Below are 14,897 nucleotides of genomic sequence, written 5' to 3'. Positions count from 1 at the left end.
TATGATTCGAAAAATTACCCTTATCACACTATTATTGTGTAGTGTACTTGCGAGTGCACAAATTATAAACCAACCTCCATATATTTTAACGGTTGATGAGCTCAAGGAGTGGACGCAAGATGGAGCTACTGCAGATCCTATTCTTATAGCGAGTGAACCTCTTGCAACGCGATTTCAAAATGTAGAAACACAATTAAATCCAAATCTTCCTAATGATATGGAAATCGCTTATTTGCCAGATGGGATGAATAATTTTGGTAATTATGGAGAAGAGCAATCGCAGTTTAATCTCTATAATTTTACTAATTGGTCATATATAGATAAGCTAGTTTGGTTTGGAGGAACAGCAAGTCAGACGATACAATTACCGTCTGCTCCATGGGTAAATGCAGCACATCGCAATGGTGTTGAGGTGTTTGGGAATGTGTTTTTTGCTCCCAATCAGTTTGGAGGAAGTACAGCGACATTGAATAATTTTTTAGAGCAAGATAGCGGAGGGGATTTTATTGTGATTCCTATTATGGTTGAGATTATGGAATATTATGGGTTTGACGGTTGGTTTATTAATGAAGAGACCAATACAAACTCAACAACAGCTGGACTTATGCAAGACTTTCTTAAGGATCTAACAGCAGAGGTGGAAGCACTAGGAAAAGAAGTGATGTGGTATGATGCAATGCTCTTAAGTGGTAATGTATCTTGGCAGAATAGGCTTAGCACGAGCAATAGTGTCTTTGTGCAAAATGATACAGATGGTGATACTTCTAATGGTTTTGAGGATCGTATAAGTAGTAATATATTCATTAATTTTTTCTGGAATTCTATGGCATTCCCAAATGCTTCAAGAAACAGAGCAAACGCGATAGGAAGATCTTCTTTTGATGTATTTACGGGAGTAGATGTTTGGCCAGGAAGGAATCAAGCACGTTTCCAAACGGGTGGTAATAACTGGATGTCACTTATGCATGATAATCCTGAATCTCCAATCACTTCTTTTGGATTGTTTGCGCCTAATTGCGTTTTTAATAATGGCGAATATTCTAATTTTAATAATGATCCAAATGATTATGCGAGTTTTTATAGTGAAGAACGGCATATGTTTGCTGGAGCAAACAGAAATCCAAGAATTGTAGATGCTTCTGGATTTAGAGGATATTCAAACTGGGTGCCAGCTGCATCTACAATTACAGAAGTGCCATTTGAAACCAATTTTAATACAGGACATGGACTTAATAGATTTGAGGAAGGAATACTTGTAAATAGTAATCCGTGGCATAATATGAATGAACAAGATATACTTCCTACGTGGCAATTTGCTTTTTCTGAAAATGGATTGCTTTCTGCAGATTGGGATTTTGAAAATGCATATAATGGAGGAAGCTCGTTACATCTAGAAGGAAATTTAAATGCAGGAGAACCTATAGACTTAGTATTGTACAAAACACAACTTGCCATTACGGGAGAGACAAAAATTGATATTATTTATGATCAAGTGGCTACTGATGGGGCAAGTCTTATTGTAAGGGTTTCTTTTGCAGATGAGTCTATAGATGATGCACGGTTTTTTGTAAATACAGACGATGATAATGGATGGTCGGGAATTACCTTCTTTTTAGACGAATTTATAGGAGAAGAAATTGATACCATAGGTCTAGAGTTCCTTTCGTCAGAAGGTACGACGAACTATGATGTGAATGTAGGTAATATAAAAGTACATGAAGGAGACCCGCTTACGCTTTCTGTAGAAGATATTGCTCAGAATACAAATGATGTTCAGGTATATTACAATCTAAATAGAGAGAACCCAATTACCTTAGCTATTGATTGGCAATCAGCACAAGAGGTGTCTTATGAGATGTATAGTATAGATGGTAAGTTGGTTGCTCAAAATATAATTACCAAACAAGAACAATCACATTATGTGTTGCCTATTAGTACTATTTCATCTGGTGTTTATCTATTAACAATAAGTGATGGACAAACACAAATTGTCAAGAAAGTTACTGTTAAATAACAACGTGTTTTATCAGTAATCAGGGAGACTTTTTTAGTAAAAGACTATTGTAATTATGTATTGAAAGATATTTGTTGTGTAATGCTTTTACAAAGTTTAAAATTTCTTTTTGATCTTTAGAGTTTGGGGATAGCCCATCTTCAAAATCCGTATTAGAAACCGTGAGTGCAATATACCAAGTACCATCTCTAACAATAGGTGGTTCGTCAAATTCTATAGCAATGTTTTGTTGGTCAAGGAGTTCATTTGCAAGAGCTGGAAGTAAATTTACTACACGTGATTTCTTTTCTGTCTCATAAAAAGAGATGTAATAATCTCTATTATTTATCTTGATTGGAACATTGCCTTCAGAATCTCCGGTTTGATTAGGTGGATATTTTGCACTTAAGTAGTAATAAAAATCGTCTGCTTGTTTAGGATCCGTAAAAATATACGCATATTGATCAGGTAATTTACGCTTAAACTTTTTTGCCTCCATTAATTTCCCGTTCTCTAAATTAGGAGGGATGCTAATAGGAAAACAAGAAGATATAAAAAGTATAATGAGGAGATAGGATAGTTTTTTCATCAGTGTAGCTTAGTGTTTGTAGTATTTATCAAAAACTATACCTTTTGAGAAAAGAAAATAATTTTACCTTCAGGTAAAATTATTTTTAGAAGCATAAAAAAACCCTTTTCATATAGAAAAGGGTTTTCTTTTTATAAGGAATAAAACAGTCTTATGCTTCAAACGGAATGATTGAAACGTAAGATTTGTTATCTTTCTTTTTAGTGAATTTTACAACACCATCCACTTTTGCGTGAAGTGTGTGATCTTTTCCACCGTATACATTTTCACCTGGGTGATGTGTATTTCCTCTTTGACGTATGATAATGTTCCCTGCGATTGCAGCTTGTCCTCCAAAGATCTTAACGCCTAAACGTTTTGATGCAGATTCACGACCGTTTTTAGAACTACCAACTCCTTTTTTATGAGCCATCTTGTTTCGGTTTTATTGTTATACTTAACGGGAAGCTTATGCTTTTCCGCCGTCTAATTCGTCTTGCCATTTTTTAAGCTCGTCCCACTTCCCATCGGCAGCAAGTTGTGCTTGTGCTGGCCAAGTGTCTGTTACGTGATTTCCACGTACACCTGCTATGATTTCAGAAATTTTTGCAGGGTCAGATTTTGCTAGTTCAGCAAACGTTGCAATTCCAGCGTCTGTTAATGTCTGAGCAATTTTTGGTCCGATACCTTCTATTTTCTTAAGATCATCACCTTTTGCAGCTTTCTTAGCTGGTGCAGCTTTTTTTGCTTCAACTTTAGGAGCAGCTTCTTTTACAGGAGCGGCAGCTTTAGGAGCAGCTTTTTTTGCAGGAGCAGCTTTCTTAGCTCCAGATGCAGTGATGTTTTCGATTACGATTTCAGTAAGTGACTGACGGTGTCCGTTTTTAACACGGTATCCTTTACGTCTCTTTTTCTTGAAAACGATTACTTTGTCACCTTTAAGGTGTTTAATGACTTTTGCTCCTACTTGAGCTCCGTCTATAGCCGGGGCGCCGATCGTTACTTTGTCACCGTCACCGATTAAAAGAACATTGTCAAAAGACACTTTCTTTCCTTCTTCGGTTGCTAGGCGGTGTACAAAGACTTTCTGGTCTTTTGCAACTTTAAATTGCTGCCCTGCTATCTCTACAATTGCGTACATAGCGATTAATTAATGATTAAAAATAACTTAATCTTTCGATTTAAGCGGGTGCAAATATACCACTAATCTATTAATTTACAAGGGCACAAACTATTTTTTATTATGCTTTCATACTTCGACTAGCTCAGCATAAACTCCAGCAAAACAAGGCTTCAAAACATAAAATCAATTTATAATACTATAATAGGTGTCTTTATATGATTATTGCACCGTGACTGCTTCTCGTAAATAACGTCTAAAAGGAAGCATTTCTAAATACACTTCTGTACAATATTCTTGATAGTTGGGATCGAGTACTTGTTTTCGCGAAAGCGCAATCTCAACACCAAACGTTTTATGTCTCAGTAATTCAATATATGGGTGTTCTTTAGAAAAACCTTTGGGAGCTGTTTTTAAAGGGTCATCATAATATAGTGTTCCAAACATTTTTTTAAATGATGGTTTTTCTAAAATACCAGCTAGCTCTTCTCCATTATAATCTATCGCATCTCGAATACTTCGCAGTAATGTTTTTTCTGGACGCCAAAATCCGCCTGCGAGTAAGCATTGTTTCAGACCTACTTCTATATAGAAATCACCTTGTTTGGTAAGTTGATCAAGTCCTGCTGCAAAATGATCTTTGTAAATAGGTTTATTAGGCGCAAACATGAGATTATTGTTAATGCGATTAATGCCCTTTTTACCAGGTGTATCAAAATAAGCTGGATCAACAGTAGTAAGTTTTGTATTTAGTTGATCTAGCCAACTCACAAAAAAGGAACGGTGTGCATGGTATTCTTTGCGATGTGCATCCATCCATTCTTTCGTATTGTTTTTTTGTAGGCGTCCTAAGAAGTCAAATAAATCGGGAAAACCCATAGATTTTTTATGTATTTAATTTATTGATTTGACTTTTAAGTTCTACCATAGAAGCTTGTAATTCTCGTAAAAGCGTGTGTTCTGATCCTGAATCTAAATTAAACGTGAGCTTACTATTAACTTGCCATATTTCTTGAATATCACTTACGGATACTTCATATGGAACATATTCTTCATTAAGAGAAACTAAGACTACTTTTGAAGAGTCAGGTAGTTTTTGAAGTTTTTTAACGACTACGGCATCTTGCATGACAATAACATAGATTTTATTATCACTCGCGTATTCAAAACTTTCAACGCCTTTGGCAAGCACCCAGTCATCAGGCCTAAAATTGGGAAGCATACTATCACCTTCTACTTGGAAACCGCGATAAGTGGCATTACGATATTGCGGTAAGGGAAGATCAAATGCAGGTAATTTTTGATACCACTCTACATCTTGTATATTATTAGGATATCCTGCAGCTGCTTTTTGATTGACAAGAATCATATTTTCTTGATCTTCTTTATCTACAATAACTACCTTTGGACTGATATCTCCAGTGTCTGTATTTAAATGCTTTTGATTACTGTATCCAAATAACCATAATGGGTTTACATGAAAAAGACGTAATAACTCTGTGACAATACGACCAGAAAGCTTTGTACGTCCTCGCTCTATATCTGCAGTAGAATGTTTGATACCTAATTGCTCTGCAAATTCTGATTGTGTAAAATCGTGATCTTCTCGTATTTCTTTAAAACGACGTATTTCTGAAGGTAATTCATTTGTTCCCATATGGTGAATATAAGAAAATTAGGAATATTTCCTAATTATTAAATAGGAATATTTCCATTTTTTTCTTACGTAGTGTGATCCATATGATACCATATATACGTATATAAAAAACAATTTAAACGTTAAACATGTTTTTTAAGGGGTAATTTGTGTATTTCATCGTCAAAAATAAAACATTCGTCCTAAATAGAGGTCTGTGTAGGATTTAAATGTTAATTTTGGCTATTAACTAACTATCAAAAATATAATTAGATGAAACAATTTTTTTTAAGTATTGCAGCAATAGCATTAGTACTCAATGTTACTTCTTGTAGAGAAGTAAAGGAAAAAGCAGAAGAAACAGGTAATGCTGTTGAGAATGCAGCAAATGCTGCTGGTGAAGCTGCAGAAAATGCTGCTAATACTGCAGGAGAAGCTGTAGAGAACGCAACAAACGCTGCTGGTGAAGCTGTAGAGAATGCGACAAACTCTGCTGGTGAAGCTGTTGAGAATGCAACAAATGCTGCTGGAGAAGCTGTAGAAGGAGTGAAAAATGCTGCTGGAGAAGCTGTAGAAGGAGTAAAAAACGCTGCTGGTGAAGCTGTAGAAGGAGCAAAAGAAAAAGCTGGTGATGCTATGGATAAAGCTGGAAAAGCTGCCAAAGATGCTGTAAAAGATGGTGCTACAAAGGTAAAAAGCCTTACAGATCATTAGTATTTATAACTAGCGATAACATAAAAGCCCAGTATTGCTGGGCTTTTATTATTTAATATGTATTATATTTTATTCAGGAAGGGTAGCACCAGTTGCCGTTACAGAACGATCTATTTTGCGCATAAGTCCTTGTAATACTTTTCCTGGACCCACTTCTATAAAGTTTGTTGCCCCATCTGTAATCATCTGTTGCATGCTTTGTGTCCATTTTACAGGAGCAGTAAGCTGTGCCATTAAATTCTCTTTGATTGCTTTTGGATCGTTGATAGCCGTTGTAGATACGTTTTGATATATAGGACAGTTTGGTGTATTAAATGCCGTATTCTCAATAGCTGCTGCTAGTTCTTCACGAGCAGGCTCCATTAATGGAGAATGAAAAGCACCACCTACAGGTAATATTAATGCACGACGAGCTCCTTTTTCTTTTAAGGTCTCACAGGCAGTTTCTATAGCAGGAATATCTCCAGAAATCACTAATTGCCCTGGGCAATTATAATTTGCAGCAACGACAATACCTTCAGTTGTTTTACATACATCTTCTACCACTTGATCTTCAAGTCCTAGTACGGCAGCCATTGTAGAGGGTTGTAATTCACATGCTTTTTGCATAGCAAGTGCGCGTTGTGATACCAGTTTTAAACCATCCTCAAAATTTAATGTGCCATTTGCTACAAGAGCACTTAATTCTCCTAGAGAATGTCCAGCAACCATATCTGGTTTAAAAGTGTCGCCCAATACTTTACTTAAGATCACAGAATGCAAAAAGATTGCAGGTTGTGTTACTTTAGTTTGTTTTAAATCTTCGGCTTCTCCTTCAAACATAATGTCTGTAATGTTAAAACCTAAAATGTCATTTGCTTGGTGAAACAAATCTTGTGCAAGTCCAGAAGCTTCAAATAAGTCAAGTCCCATTCCTGAGAATTGAGCCCCTTGTCCTGGAAAAATGTATGCATTCATGTATAGTCTGTTTATTTAGTTGTGATTGCAAAAGTACAGAAAGTATAGGAGTATTGTAAACAAGCATTCCGTACCTATACATTTTAGGGTTATATACGCTTTCGCGAAAGCGTAAAAAAGAGATGTGATATGAAAGTAGCTTCATGTGTCATTCTGAATTTATTTCAGAATCTCATCAAATTAGTAGATAGATGTAATGAGAAACTGAAACAAGTTCAGTTTGACGTAAATTTAACTTTCTTATATGGTAGCCTTATAATATATTAAGAACGCTTTTATACCATTTCTAATAATGTAGTACTATCCATCACTTCTGCAAATTCTTTATGTAAACTTGCAAGTGCCGTTTCATGAATCATATCTGAAGTATACGTTTGTCCGTTGAGTCCTTGTCTATCAAAAGTTGCAGTGGCATCAGAGATAAGCAATACATCAAATCCTAAATTACCCGCCATCCTTGTGGTGGTAGAGATGCAATGATTTGTTGTAAGCCCTACAATAACAAGATTGTTAATACTTTGTGCATCAAGACGTTCTTTTAAATCAGTTCCTATAAAGGCACTATTGACATTTTTAATAATGAGAGGCTCTTCATTTTTAGGTTTTAAAGCGTCTATCATCTCAAATCCAGGATGCGATTCATGTAATAAGGAATCTGGTTCTTGCGAACTATGAATGATATGGAAAATAGGAAGGTCAAGAGATCTCCAAGTTTCTAGTAGATGCAATGCTTTTTCTTCGGCATCTCTGTTGTTTCTATTTCCACCCCAATGGGCTTCTTCAGAAAATCCTTTTTGAAGATCTATTAATAGTAATGCCGTGTTTTGATCTCTTAATTTCATAATTGTTACTGTAAATAAGAGTTTAACATCCAAAGTGTCTTCTCCGTTTGAGAAATATAATCACTCATTAAAGAAACAGTTCCTTCATCTTCTGCCTCTGATGCTAGATTTAAAATAGCTCTTTCTTTTAGAATGATGGTTGCAAAGTTTTTTACAATGATCTGTATCCCTTCTATTCCATTAGTCACTCCTTTTTCTTCTCTTACATCAGATAGGTTGACATATTCAGTAAATGTATGAAGAGGTTCTCCTTCTAAGGTGAGAATACGTTCTGCGATTTCATCTATTTTGATGACAGCATCATTGTATAATTCTTCAAATTTTAAGTGCAATTCAAAAAATTCACGTCCTTTAATGTTCCAGTGAAAACCACGTAGGTTCTGGTAAAATAATTGGTAGTCGGCAAGGAGGTGATTTAATCGTTGTGTAAGCTCGGCAGCTTTATCTTTATCTATGCCTATTAGGTTTTTCATAGCGGTAGGTTTTAGTATTTGTAGTAGATATACAAAGGTAAATGTCTTTGTTTAAAAGCACTATGTTCTTATGAAATTTTTAAGTAACAATCATCTGTTCTTTTTTAGGGATTGCCATTTTTGTATGAGTCAGTTAGTACCCTTCGGTATACATTTTATAAGCAAGAAAGAAAAAAACAAGTCCAAGAAGGCCATAAAAAATACGAGCCCCATTACGGCCAAACATCTTCAGAAACAAGCTTGCTTTCCTACTTTCAAAGAAAAAATTCCAATTAAAAATACTTGCCGATAAAGTAAATATCCCTACTACAATAGAAAGGATAATCCCTATTAATTCTCTGTTTTCTTCCATAAGATGTTGGATTGTTATTTGATTTTTTGATTCCTTATAGATTGTTTATAAGAACTCAAATATAATAGTTTGTTTAAAAGAAGGTTTAATTGTTTTTTATTTTGGACATTTTGATGGTAAAGTCATTCTCAAGATATCCAGTTTTGAGTTGTGTGTTTGGGCAGATTTCTAAACATTTCTGATAGATCTCTTCCATATCGTGAGCGACAATTAATGGTCCTGAAGTAAATGTTTTATGATCTAGCATATTAAAAATGAATGTTTTTTCTGCAACATCATAAAACCGTTGGATCATATCTATATAGTAGTTTGGATCTGTGCTGTGATAAGATAACACACCACAAGCGATAACAACATCTGCCTTTGGTAATTGACACTTGCTAAAATCTACTTCATAAAATTGTGTGTTTTCTTGTTCTTTGTACTGTTCTTGAGCATGAGAAATAAAATCGGTTTGCTGATCTAAACCAATATACTCGCAAGAGATCTGTTTTTTATCTAGAAAGGCTTTAAAGTCTCCATACCCACAACCTACATCTAGTACAGAAGCATTATTAAAAACTGCCAACTTGAAGATCGTTTCAAAACGTGCTTGTTGTGCTTCTAGATTACTCCATCCTTGCGCTTTTGCAAGATTCGTATCAAATTCTTGTATCCGAGCTTTATGAAAATGTTTAACTGTCTGCTTGTCAATGATATTCATGATGCTTAAAGATAGGAATAAGCATAAGAATTGAGTCTAAATCTTTAAGAATTATCTTAGCCTACCGTCTCTTCCAAGTCTCATACGTAAACCCAAACTCGTGTCTATCATCTGTATCATGAAAAACACTTTCTTGCAATTCCCATACGCCTGTATCGATTTCAGGAAAAAAAGCATCGGCTTCAAAAGTACCATGTACACGAGTAAGTTCTATATGCGTAGCAAAGTCAAGCCCTATCTTATAAATCTCACCACCACCTATGATGTATGTATTGGAGTCATCTTTCGCGAAAGCGAGCGCATCCTCCATAGAATGTACGACAATGCCACCATCTACTTTATAATCAGTATTACGAGAGATCACAAGATGTGTACGATTAGGAAGTGGGTGCGGAAATGACTCCCACGTCTTACGCCCCATAATAATATGGTGTCCTGTAGTGAGTGTTTTAAAACGTTTAAAATCATCTGGTAAATGCCATACGAGATCATTGTCTTTTCCTAAAGCATTGTTTTCTGCGGCAGCAGCGATCATTGTTATCATAGGGGAGTATTCGGGTCTATAGGAGTGGCTGTTTCTGAGGTGTCGGGTAGCGTTTTTTTTTCAGGTAATGGATGCGCAACAGCTACCTTTTCTTCCAATTCAGCAATTCTATCCTGTTGTTTTTTTACGAGTTTATTCATTTGCTTCTCTTCCCATTCCTTGTTCATAAAACGATTTAGAACAAAAACATTAATCCCATGCACGAGAAAGAAGAAAATCCATAATAAGATCGCCCAAATGAACCAATCCTTACCAAAAATCTTAAATTCTTTTCCTATCCCAAGTAATTCATTGATTACAATAAGTAAGATAGCTCCTGCAAGAAATAGTACAAAGTGACGATACAGCTTCTTTTTTTGACGCACACGCGTTTGTGCATTTTCTATTAATGCACGCTGTTCTGGATCAATTGTAGGCTGTGTTTTCTTTGAGAATATAGACATATATACGACCTTTACTCAAAATTACTGTTTTTCAAGCGCACAGAAAAGTTATGACGTCATTTAAAAAATATTTCCCAATTACAAAGCAATGCATATACTTTAATAGCCCTTCTTCTGGGTTGTTACCAGCACCTGTTTTAGAATATAGGCAAGAACATGATCTTGACTTTTTTGTGATGGGAAGCGCTATTAAGGATGGTCGAGGTGAGTTACTTACAAATGTTAGAGAAAAAGTAGGGGCCTTGTTTTCTTGCGCACCTAATCGTGTAGCGCTTGTGCCTAACTTCTCCTATGGATTTAATACCCTACTAGAAGGGATTGATACGCCCAAAAAGGTACTCTTACTGGAGGAAGATTACCCTTCTGTAAATTGGCCGTTTGAGACACGTGATTTTGAGATTGCATATGCACAAATTAATGGACATTTGGAGAAGAATGTGGAGGCCGCTTTCGCGAAAGCGCAACCAGATATATTCGCATTTTCTGTCGTACAATATATCAACGGAATCAAAATAAATCTTGATTTCCTCAAAAAATTAAAAACCAAATACCCAGAGACCTTATTTTTTGCCGATGCCACTCAGTATATAGGAACCGAACCTTTTGACTTTGACAATTCAGGTATTGATGTCCTAGGCGGAAGTTGTTATAAATGGATGAATGCCGGTTATGGAAACGGAATCTTTCTCTTTAAAGAAGAAGTAGCTCAAAAAGTAGCCCCAAAAACCACAGGATTTAACTCTCAATATGGGAAGTATAAACAACAAGAAGGAAGTTTTATAGGACGTTTTGAACCCGGACATCAAGACACCTTAAACTATGGTAGCCTTGGAGTTGCTATTGATATTATAAACGAGATAGGCATCGATACCATACACGATCGTATCCAATCTCTTTCTGCAAAAGCAAAAACAGCCTTTATAGAAAAAGGATTGCTAGAAGAGGCTGTCGCAATGCGTACACAGCATTCATCTATCTTTAATCTTAAAGGAGATCAAGCACTCGTGAAGCAATTGGAAGAAAAGGGGATCGTGTGTATGATTCGGGGAGAAGGCGTTCGTGTGGGGTTCCAATATTTTAATACAGAAGAAGATCTAGAGACACTTCTCAGCGCTCTATAATTGCTAATTTCTTGCTCAATGCAAGATGATTGAGTGATTTTGTCATAGACAAAATTGTATTGAAATCACGAGGCTTTGTCAGTCTGAGCCTGCCGAAAACGTTTTCTTATATTCATTAGAACATATTTGAAAGATAGCGTAGTACTCTAAAATAGAACAGTACGCTATTTTTTACATCTAAGTTTCTTCTTTTAAGAAGAGGGACGGAATGCGTATGTTTTAATAAAAAACAATGCTTCCCTATGTATAAGTGATTTGTATACAGATCATTGTATTAAACTCCAAAACCCCTTTGTCGAACCTAAAATTCCATTCGTCTACAGATACGGTCGATCCATCGGGTCTTGTCTTTTTTTATGAGGTTGATGTCTCATATTTGTAGTGTACTAATTTAAAAACAAGATAGTTATGGCACTTCAAATTAAAAAAATAGATAACGTTTTTTGTGTAAACGGAAAAGCAACGGCTTCTCAGGCGGTCGAAGTTCAACAGTTTTTTAAAGCACTATTACAATGCACAAATACCGTTTTGGTTAATCTATGTGGAGTGTATCAAGGGGTAAACGAAGTAGAAAAAGCATTAGACGTTCTTAAGAAAGACCTTAAGAAAGATCAAGAATTTACATTTTATAGTTTCACTCCAGAAGCTGCCGCACGTCAATATGATCTTATAAACGATAGAACGACATATCGTTATGCTGCCTAAATCTTATACTAAAAAATAATGTACGGTAGCTGAGTGTTTTTGCTTATAACAAAAATGTATCGAAGCTCCTATGATAAAAAACACTTATTATGAAACTAGCAATTGTAACTGCGTATCCTCCAAGTAAAGTAACTCTTAATGAGTATGCATATCACTTGGTAAAACACTTTAGACAACACAACGAAGTAACCGAAGTTGTACTCTTAACAGATGTCATACCAGAAGAAGCTGATGTCACTTTTGAAGAAGATGGGTGTAAAGTCACCGTTGTTCCTTGCTGGCGTTTTAATAGTTATACCAATGTGTTTTCTATAGCAAAAGCAGTACGTCAAGTACAACCAGGTGCGATACTTTATAATTTACAATTTATGAAGTTTGGAGATAAAAAAATACCCGCAGCATTAGGATTATTCTCTCCTTGGATGTCAAAATTAATGAAGGTGCCTACCATCGTGTTACTTCATAATATTATGGAAACCGTAGACCTGACAAGTGCAGGGTTTACAACCAATAAATTAAAAATTAAGGTATTTCAAAAAATAGGAACATTACTGACCAAAGTTGTTTTGAAAGCAGACACAGTAGCTGTAACCATAAGTAAATACTTAGAGGTATTACAAGAAAAATATAAGAGTGATAAAGGGATATTGATTCCGCATGGGACTTTTGAAATTCCAGAAGAACCTTCTTATGACCTTAAAGAAGGATCGCTTAAAGTAATGACTTTTGGAAAGTTTGGAACTTATAAAAAAGTAGAAATATTAATAGAAGCTGTAGAAAAAGTAAGACAGAGAACTCGCAAAGATATAGAAGTGGTTATTGCTGGTACAGATAACCCAAATACACTAGGGTATTTAGATCGTATTAAAAAATTATATGCACATGTCCCTAATCTTACCTTTACGGGCTATGTAGAAGAAGAAGATGTTCCAGTGATTTTTTCTGAGAGTGCGATGGTTGTGTTTCCGTATACTTCTACAACTGGAAGTTCGGGAGTATTACACCAAGCAGGAAGTTATGGGAAGGCAGTTGTCATGCCAGACTTAGGTGACCTGAGTATTCTTGTAAAAGAAGAAGGATATCGAGGTGCTTTTTTTAAGCCTGGAGATATAGATAGTCTTGCTGCAGCAATTCAAGAATTAGTTATCGATACATCATATAGAAATAAATTAGCAAAAGCAAATTATCAAGCCGCAACAGCATTGCCTATGAGTGCCATTACGGGTATGTATCTAGATGCTTTTGCAGCATTAAAAAAAGAAGGGAAAACAACATTGTCTATGGCAGCCTAACACTCAATGAAGTCATCATATGATGATGGAATAGGCTTCGTCGTCTTTCACCCCAAATTTAAACAATGAAGTCCAAAAAAGACCTGTTGTTTTTCCTTTACCCTAGATTATGTAATCTAGATTTACTAGAGCCCCACTACACTATATTGATCTCCCTAAATCAAATATAGTGTCCAAGAGAGATAGCACTTGCTGTCTCTCTTTTTTTGTTTGAGTATATGTTATTGTTGTACTTCATTATAAAAATACCCATTATTGGGTATTTTACTATAGTCCATTAGAAATTATTTTTAGTTTCAATAATCTTCGAACAATAGAGAATTATGAAGATAGATAAACCTTAAATAATTAATTATGGAATTTTCAGAAAAAAACAACAATGATAAAGTGGTCAGTAATACTCTTCTTGATTTTGTAACAACAGGAGATTCATTTGAGATTTCTTCAGATTCCGATTCAGTGTCAATCCTTCCTAATAGGATTGAGGATAGCAAATTGGATGAACAAAACCCTATGCCTGTTATTGGTTATGCTGAAGAAGAAGAATTAAATCTAAATGAATTAGATGAAATTAACAAAGGATATAATTTCAACGACTTTCCAAATGACCAAATTGCTGAAATAATAATTGGTCAAGATGATAGAACTAGAATAACAAATACTACCTCATGGCCTTATAGAACACATGGACATATGGTCATGAAGTTTCCAAATAATAAAGTGTATATAGGTTCTGGAACTATAATAAATAAACAACATGTAATTACAGCTGGTCATTGTGTCTATTCTAAAAGAGATGGTGGTTGGGCCAAATCCGTAATGTTCTATCCTGCACAAAATGATAATAGTTTACCTTATGGAGGAATACCTGTTGTGCAATTGTGGAGTGTTAAAGGGTGGACTGAAAGGACTGATAGAAATTGGGATTTCGGTATGCTTAGACTTAATCAAGATATATCAAAAAAAACAGGACATTTGGGTATTATAGCTTATCGAGATCATAGAAAACTTTTGAGGCATCGAGTGAATGTCACTGGTTACCCTGGTGATAAAGGAGGAAAACAAATGTGGACTCATTCTGATATTATTAAATCAACATCGTCTCAAAGGTTAATATATAATATAGACACTATGGGAGGACAAAGCGGAAGCGGTATTTGGAGTAAGTTTGAAAATCACCCACCTTATCATGTATGTGGTATTCATACTACTGGTCATATTTCAGGTAATGGAGCAACTAGAATTAGTATCCCTTTATTTGATAGTATCGTTAAGATATTAAGTTCGAATTAAAATTTTTGAAATAATATATATAGTAATGGCGGTTTGGATACTAACCTGAACCGCTTTTATTTAAACTAACCTAAACGTTGAGAAGCAAGATTTTAGATTAATTTTTATCATTAGGGATTAATCAGTTTTTTAAATAAGTTA

18 protein-coding genes are annotated in these 14,897 nt (G+C 35.2%); 6 read left to right on the top strand and 12 right to left on the bottom strand.

The window, feature by feature from the left end:
- Nucleotide 1 precedes the first annotated feature (1 nt).
- Nucleotides 2-2,014, top strand: a complete 2,013-nt coding sequence (locus tag ABJD27_RS13405; RefSeq protein ID WP_348170005.1) for a T9SS type A sorting domain-containing protein — start codon at nt 2-4, stop codon at nt 2,012-2,014.
- 19 nt (nt 2,015-2,033) lie between these two features.
- Here the strand turns inward: ABJD27_RS13405 and ABJD27_RS13400 are convergent, their stop codons facing one another.
- From ABJD27_RS13400 to ABJD27_RS13380, 5 genes are all read right to left on the bottom strand, one after another.
- Nucleotides 2,034-2,582, bottom strand: coding sequence for a hypothetical protein (locus ABJD27_RS13400; protein ID WP_348170002.1), 549 nt, complete (start codon nt 2,580-2,582; stop codon nt 2,034-2,036).
- A gap of 151 nt (nt 2,583-2,733) precedes the next feature.
- Nucleotides 2,734-2,994 (bottom strand): 50S ribosomal protein L27, encoded by a 261-nt coding sequence (gene rpmA / locus ABJD27_RS13395; RefSeq protein WP_348169999.1) that lies wholly within the window; start codon nt 2,992-2,994, stop codon nt 2,734-2,736.
- A 36-nt stretch (nt 2,995-3,030) separates the two neighbouring features.
- A complete protein-coding gene (gene rplU / locus ABJD27_RS13390; RefSeq protein ID WP_348169996.1) occupies nt 3,031-3,702 on the bottom strand; it encodes a 50S ribosomal protein L21 in 672 nt (223 codons plus the stop codon).
- A gap of 201 nt (nt 3,703-3,903) precedes the next feature.
- Nucleotides 3,904-4,560 carry a DUF2461 domain-containing protein gene (locus ABJD27_RS13385; protein WP_348202053.1) on the bottom strand — a complete coding sequence of 219 codons (657 nt, stop codon included), beginning with the start codon at nt 4,558-4,560 and terminating at the stop codon, nt 3,904-3,906.
- 7 nt (nt 4,561-4,567) lie between these two features.
- A complete protein-coding gene (locus tag ABJD27_RS13380; RefSeq protein ID WP_348162120.1) occupies nt 4,568-5,338 on the bottom strand; it encodes a LexA family transcriptional regulator in 771 nt (256 codons plus the stop codon).
- 252 nt (nt 5,339-5,590) lie between these two features.
- Here ABJD27_RS13380 and ABJD27_RS13375 point away from each other — a divergent pair, with 252 nt between their 5' ends.
- A complete protein-coding gene (locus tag ABJD27_RS13375) occupies nt 5,591-6,031 on the top strand; it encodes a hypothetical protein (protein WP_348162122.1) in 441 nt (146 codons plus the stop codon).
- Between the two features lie 69 nt (nt 6,032-6,100).
- Here ABJD27_RS13375 and fabD read toward each other — a convergent pair whose 3' ends face one another.
- The 7 genes from fabD to ABJD27_RS13340 all read right to left on the bottom strand — a co-directional run bounded on the left by fabD (nt 6,101) and on the right by ABJD27_RS13340 (nt 10,345).
- On the bottom strand, nt 6,101-6,988 hold the full coding sequence (fabD, locus tag ABJD27_RS13370; protein WP_348162124.1) for an ACP S-malonyltransferase: 888 nt from the start codon (nt 6,986-6,988) through the stop codon (nt 6,101-6,103).
- Nucleotides 6,989-7,263: 275 nt separating this feature from the next.
- Nucleotides 7,264-7,830 (bottom strand): cysteine hydrolase family protein, encoded by a 567-nt coding sequence (locus tag ABJD27_RS13365; RefSeq protein WP_348162126.1) that lies wholly within the window; start codon nt 7,828-7,830, stop codon nt 7,264-7,266.
- Nucleotides 7,831-7,835: 5 nt separating this feature from the next.
- Entirely contained in the window at nt 7,836-8,303 is a 468-nt protein-coding gene (locus ABJD27_RS13360) for a Dps family protein (RefSeq protein ID WP_348162128.1), read from the bottom strand.
- A gap of 133 nt (nt 8,304-8,436) precedes the next feature.
- A complete protein-coding gene (locus ABJD27_RS13355) occupies nt 8,437-8,655 on the bottom strand; it encodes an immunity 17 family protein (RefSeq protein ID WP_348162130.1) in 219 nt (72 codons plus the stop codon).
- Nucleotides 8,656-8,740: 85 nt separating this feature from the next.
- Nucleotides 8,741-9,358, bottom strand: a complete 618-nt coding sequence (locus tag ABJD27_RS13350; RefSeq protein ID WP_348162132.1) for a class I SAM-dependent methyltransferase — start codon at nt 9,356-9,358, stop codon at nt 8,741-8,743.
- A gap of 61 nt (nt 9,359-9,419) precedes the next feature.
- The gene (locus ABJD27_RS13345) at nt 9,420-9,902 is read right to left on the bottom strand and encodes a dihydrofolate reductase (RefSeq protein ID WP_348162134.1); all 483 of its coding nucleotides are present in this window, start codon (nt 9,900-9,902) and stop codon (nt 9,420-9,422) included.
- A complete protein-coding gene (locus tag ABJD27_RS13340) occupies nt 9,899-10,345 on the bottom strand; it encodes a 2TM domain-containing protein (protein WP_348202052.1) in 447 nt (148 codons plus the stop codon). The genes ABJD27_RS13345 and ABJD27_RS13340 overlap by 4 nt, the downstream gene beginning before the upstream one ends.
- Nucleotides 10,346-10,395: 50 nt before the next feature.
- Here ABJD27_RS13340 and ABJD27_RS13335 point away from each other — a divergent pair, with 50 nt between their 5' ends.
- From ABJD27_RS13335 to ABJD27_RS13320, 4 genes are all read left to right on the top strand, one after another.
- Nucleotides 10,396-11,466, top strand: a complete 1,071-nt coding sequence (locus ABJD27_RS13335) for an aminotransferase class V-fold PLP-dependent enzyme (protein WP_348165625.1) — start codon at nt 10,396-10,398, stop codon at nt 11,464-11,466.
- 408 nt (nt 11,467-11,874) lie between these two features.
- Entirely contained in the window at nt 11,875-12,171 is a 297-nt protein-coding gene (locus ABJD27_RS13330; RefSeq protein WP_348165622.1) for a hypothetical protein, read from the top strand.
- Nucleotides 12,172-12,260: 89 nt separating this feature from the next.
- On the top strand, nt 12,261-13,463 hold the full coding sequence (locus tag ABJD27_RS13325; RefSeq protein WP_348165619.1) for a glycosyltransferase: 1,203 nt from the start codon (nt 12,261-12,263) through the stop codon (nt 13,461-13,463).
- Nucleotides 13,464-13,850: 387 nt separating this feature from the next.
- Entirely contained in the window at nt 13,851-14,756 is a 906-nt protein-coding gene (locus ABJD27_RS13320) for a trypsin-like peptidase domain-containing protein (RefSeq protein WP_348165616.1), read from the top strand.
- The last annotated feature ends 141 nt before the right edge of the window (nt 14,757-14,897 follow it).

The organism is Dokdonia sp. (genome assembly GCF_039945015.1).
Lineage (GTDB): Bacteria > Bacteroidota > Bacteroidia > Flavobacteriales > Flavobacteriaceae > Dokdonia.
This window is presented reverse-complemented; position numbering and strand designations above follow the sequence as displayed.

Bases quoted from the DNA above. Each gene is read 5' to 3' on its own strand.
- ABJD27_RS13325 (WP_348165619.1), top strand. From the start codon at position 12,261: ATGAAACTAGCAATTGTAACTGCGTATCCTCCAAGTAAAGTAACTCTT.
- ABJD27_RS13385 (WP_348202053.1), bottom strand. From the start codon at position 4,560: ATGGGTTTTCCCGATTTATTTGACTTCTTAGGACGCCTACAAAAAAAC.
- ABJD27_RS13355 (WP_348162130.1), bottom strand. From the start codon at position 8,655: ATGGAAGAAAACAGAGAATTAATAGGGATTATCCTTTCTATTGTAGTA.
- rplU (WP_348169996.1), bottom strand. From the start codon at position 3,702: ATGTACGCAATTGTAGAGATAGCAGGGCAGCAATTTAAAGTTGCAAAA.
- ABJD27_RS13335 (WP_348165625.1), top strand. From the start codon at position 10,396: ATGACGTCATTTAAAAAATATTTCCCAATTACAAAGCAATGCATATAC.
- ABJD27_RS13345 (WP_348162134.1), bottom strand. From the start codon at position 9,902: ATGATAACAATGATCGCTGCTGCCGCAGAAAACAATGCTTTAGGAAAA.
- ABJD27_RS13400 (WP_348170002.1), bottom strand. From the start codon at position 2,582: ATGAAAAAACTATCCTATCTCCTCATTATACTTTTTATATCTTCTTGT.
- ABJD27_RS13340 (WP_348202052.1), bottom strand. From the start codon at position 10,345: ATGTCTATATTCTCAAAGAAAACACAGCCTACAATTGATCCAGAACAG.
- ABJD27_RS13405 (WP_348170005.1), top strand. From the start codon at position 2: ATGATTCGAAAAATTACCCTTATCACACTATTATTGTGTAGTGTACTT.
- ABJD27_RS13380 (WP_348162120.1), bottom strand. From the start codon at position 5,338: ATGGGAACAAATGAATTACCTTCAGAAATACGTCGTTTTAAAGAAATA.
- fabD (WP_348162124.1), bottom strand. From the start codon at position 6,988: ATGAATGCATACATTTTTCCAGGACAAGGGGCTCAATTCTCAGGAATG.
- ABJD27_RS13360 (WP_348162128.1), bottom strand. From the start codon at position 8,303: ATGAAAAACCTAATAGGCATAGATAAAGATAAAGCTGCCGAGCTTACA.
- ABJD27_RS13375 (WP_348162122.1), top strand. From the start codon at position 5,591: ATGAAACAATTTTTTTTAAGTATTGCAGCAATAGCATTAGTACTCAAT.
- ABJD27_RS13330 (WP_348165622.1), top strand. From the start codon at position 11,875: ATGGCACTTCAAATTAAAAAAATAGATAACGTTTTTTGTGTAAACGGA.
- ABJD27_RS13365 (WP_348162126.1), bottom strand. From the start codon at position 7,830: ATGAAATTAAGAGATCAAAACACGGCATTACTATTAATAGATCTTCAA.
- rpmA (WP_348169999.1), bottom strand. From the start codon at position 2,994: ATGGCTCATAAAAAAGGAGTTGGTAGTTCTAAAAACGGTCGTGAATCT.
- ABJD27_RS13350 (WP_348162132.1), bottom strand. From the start codon at position 9,358: ATGAATATCATTGACAAGCAGACAGTTAAACATTTTCATAAAGCTCGG.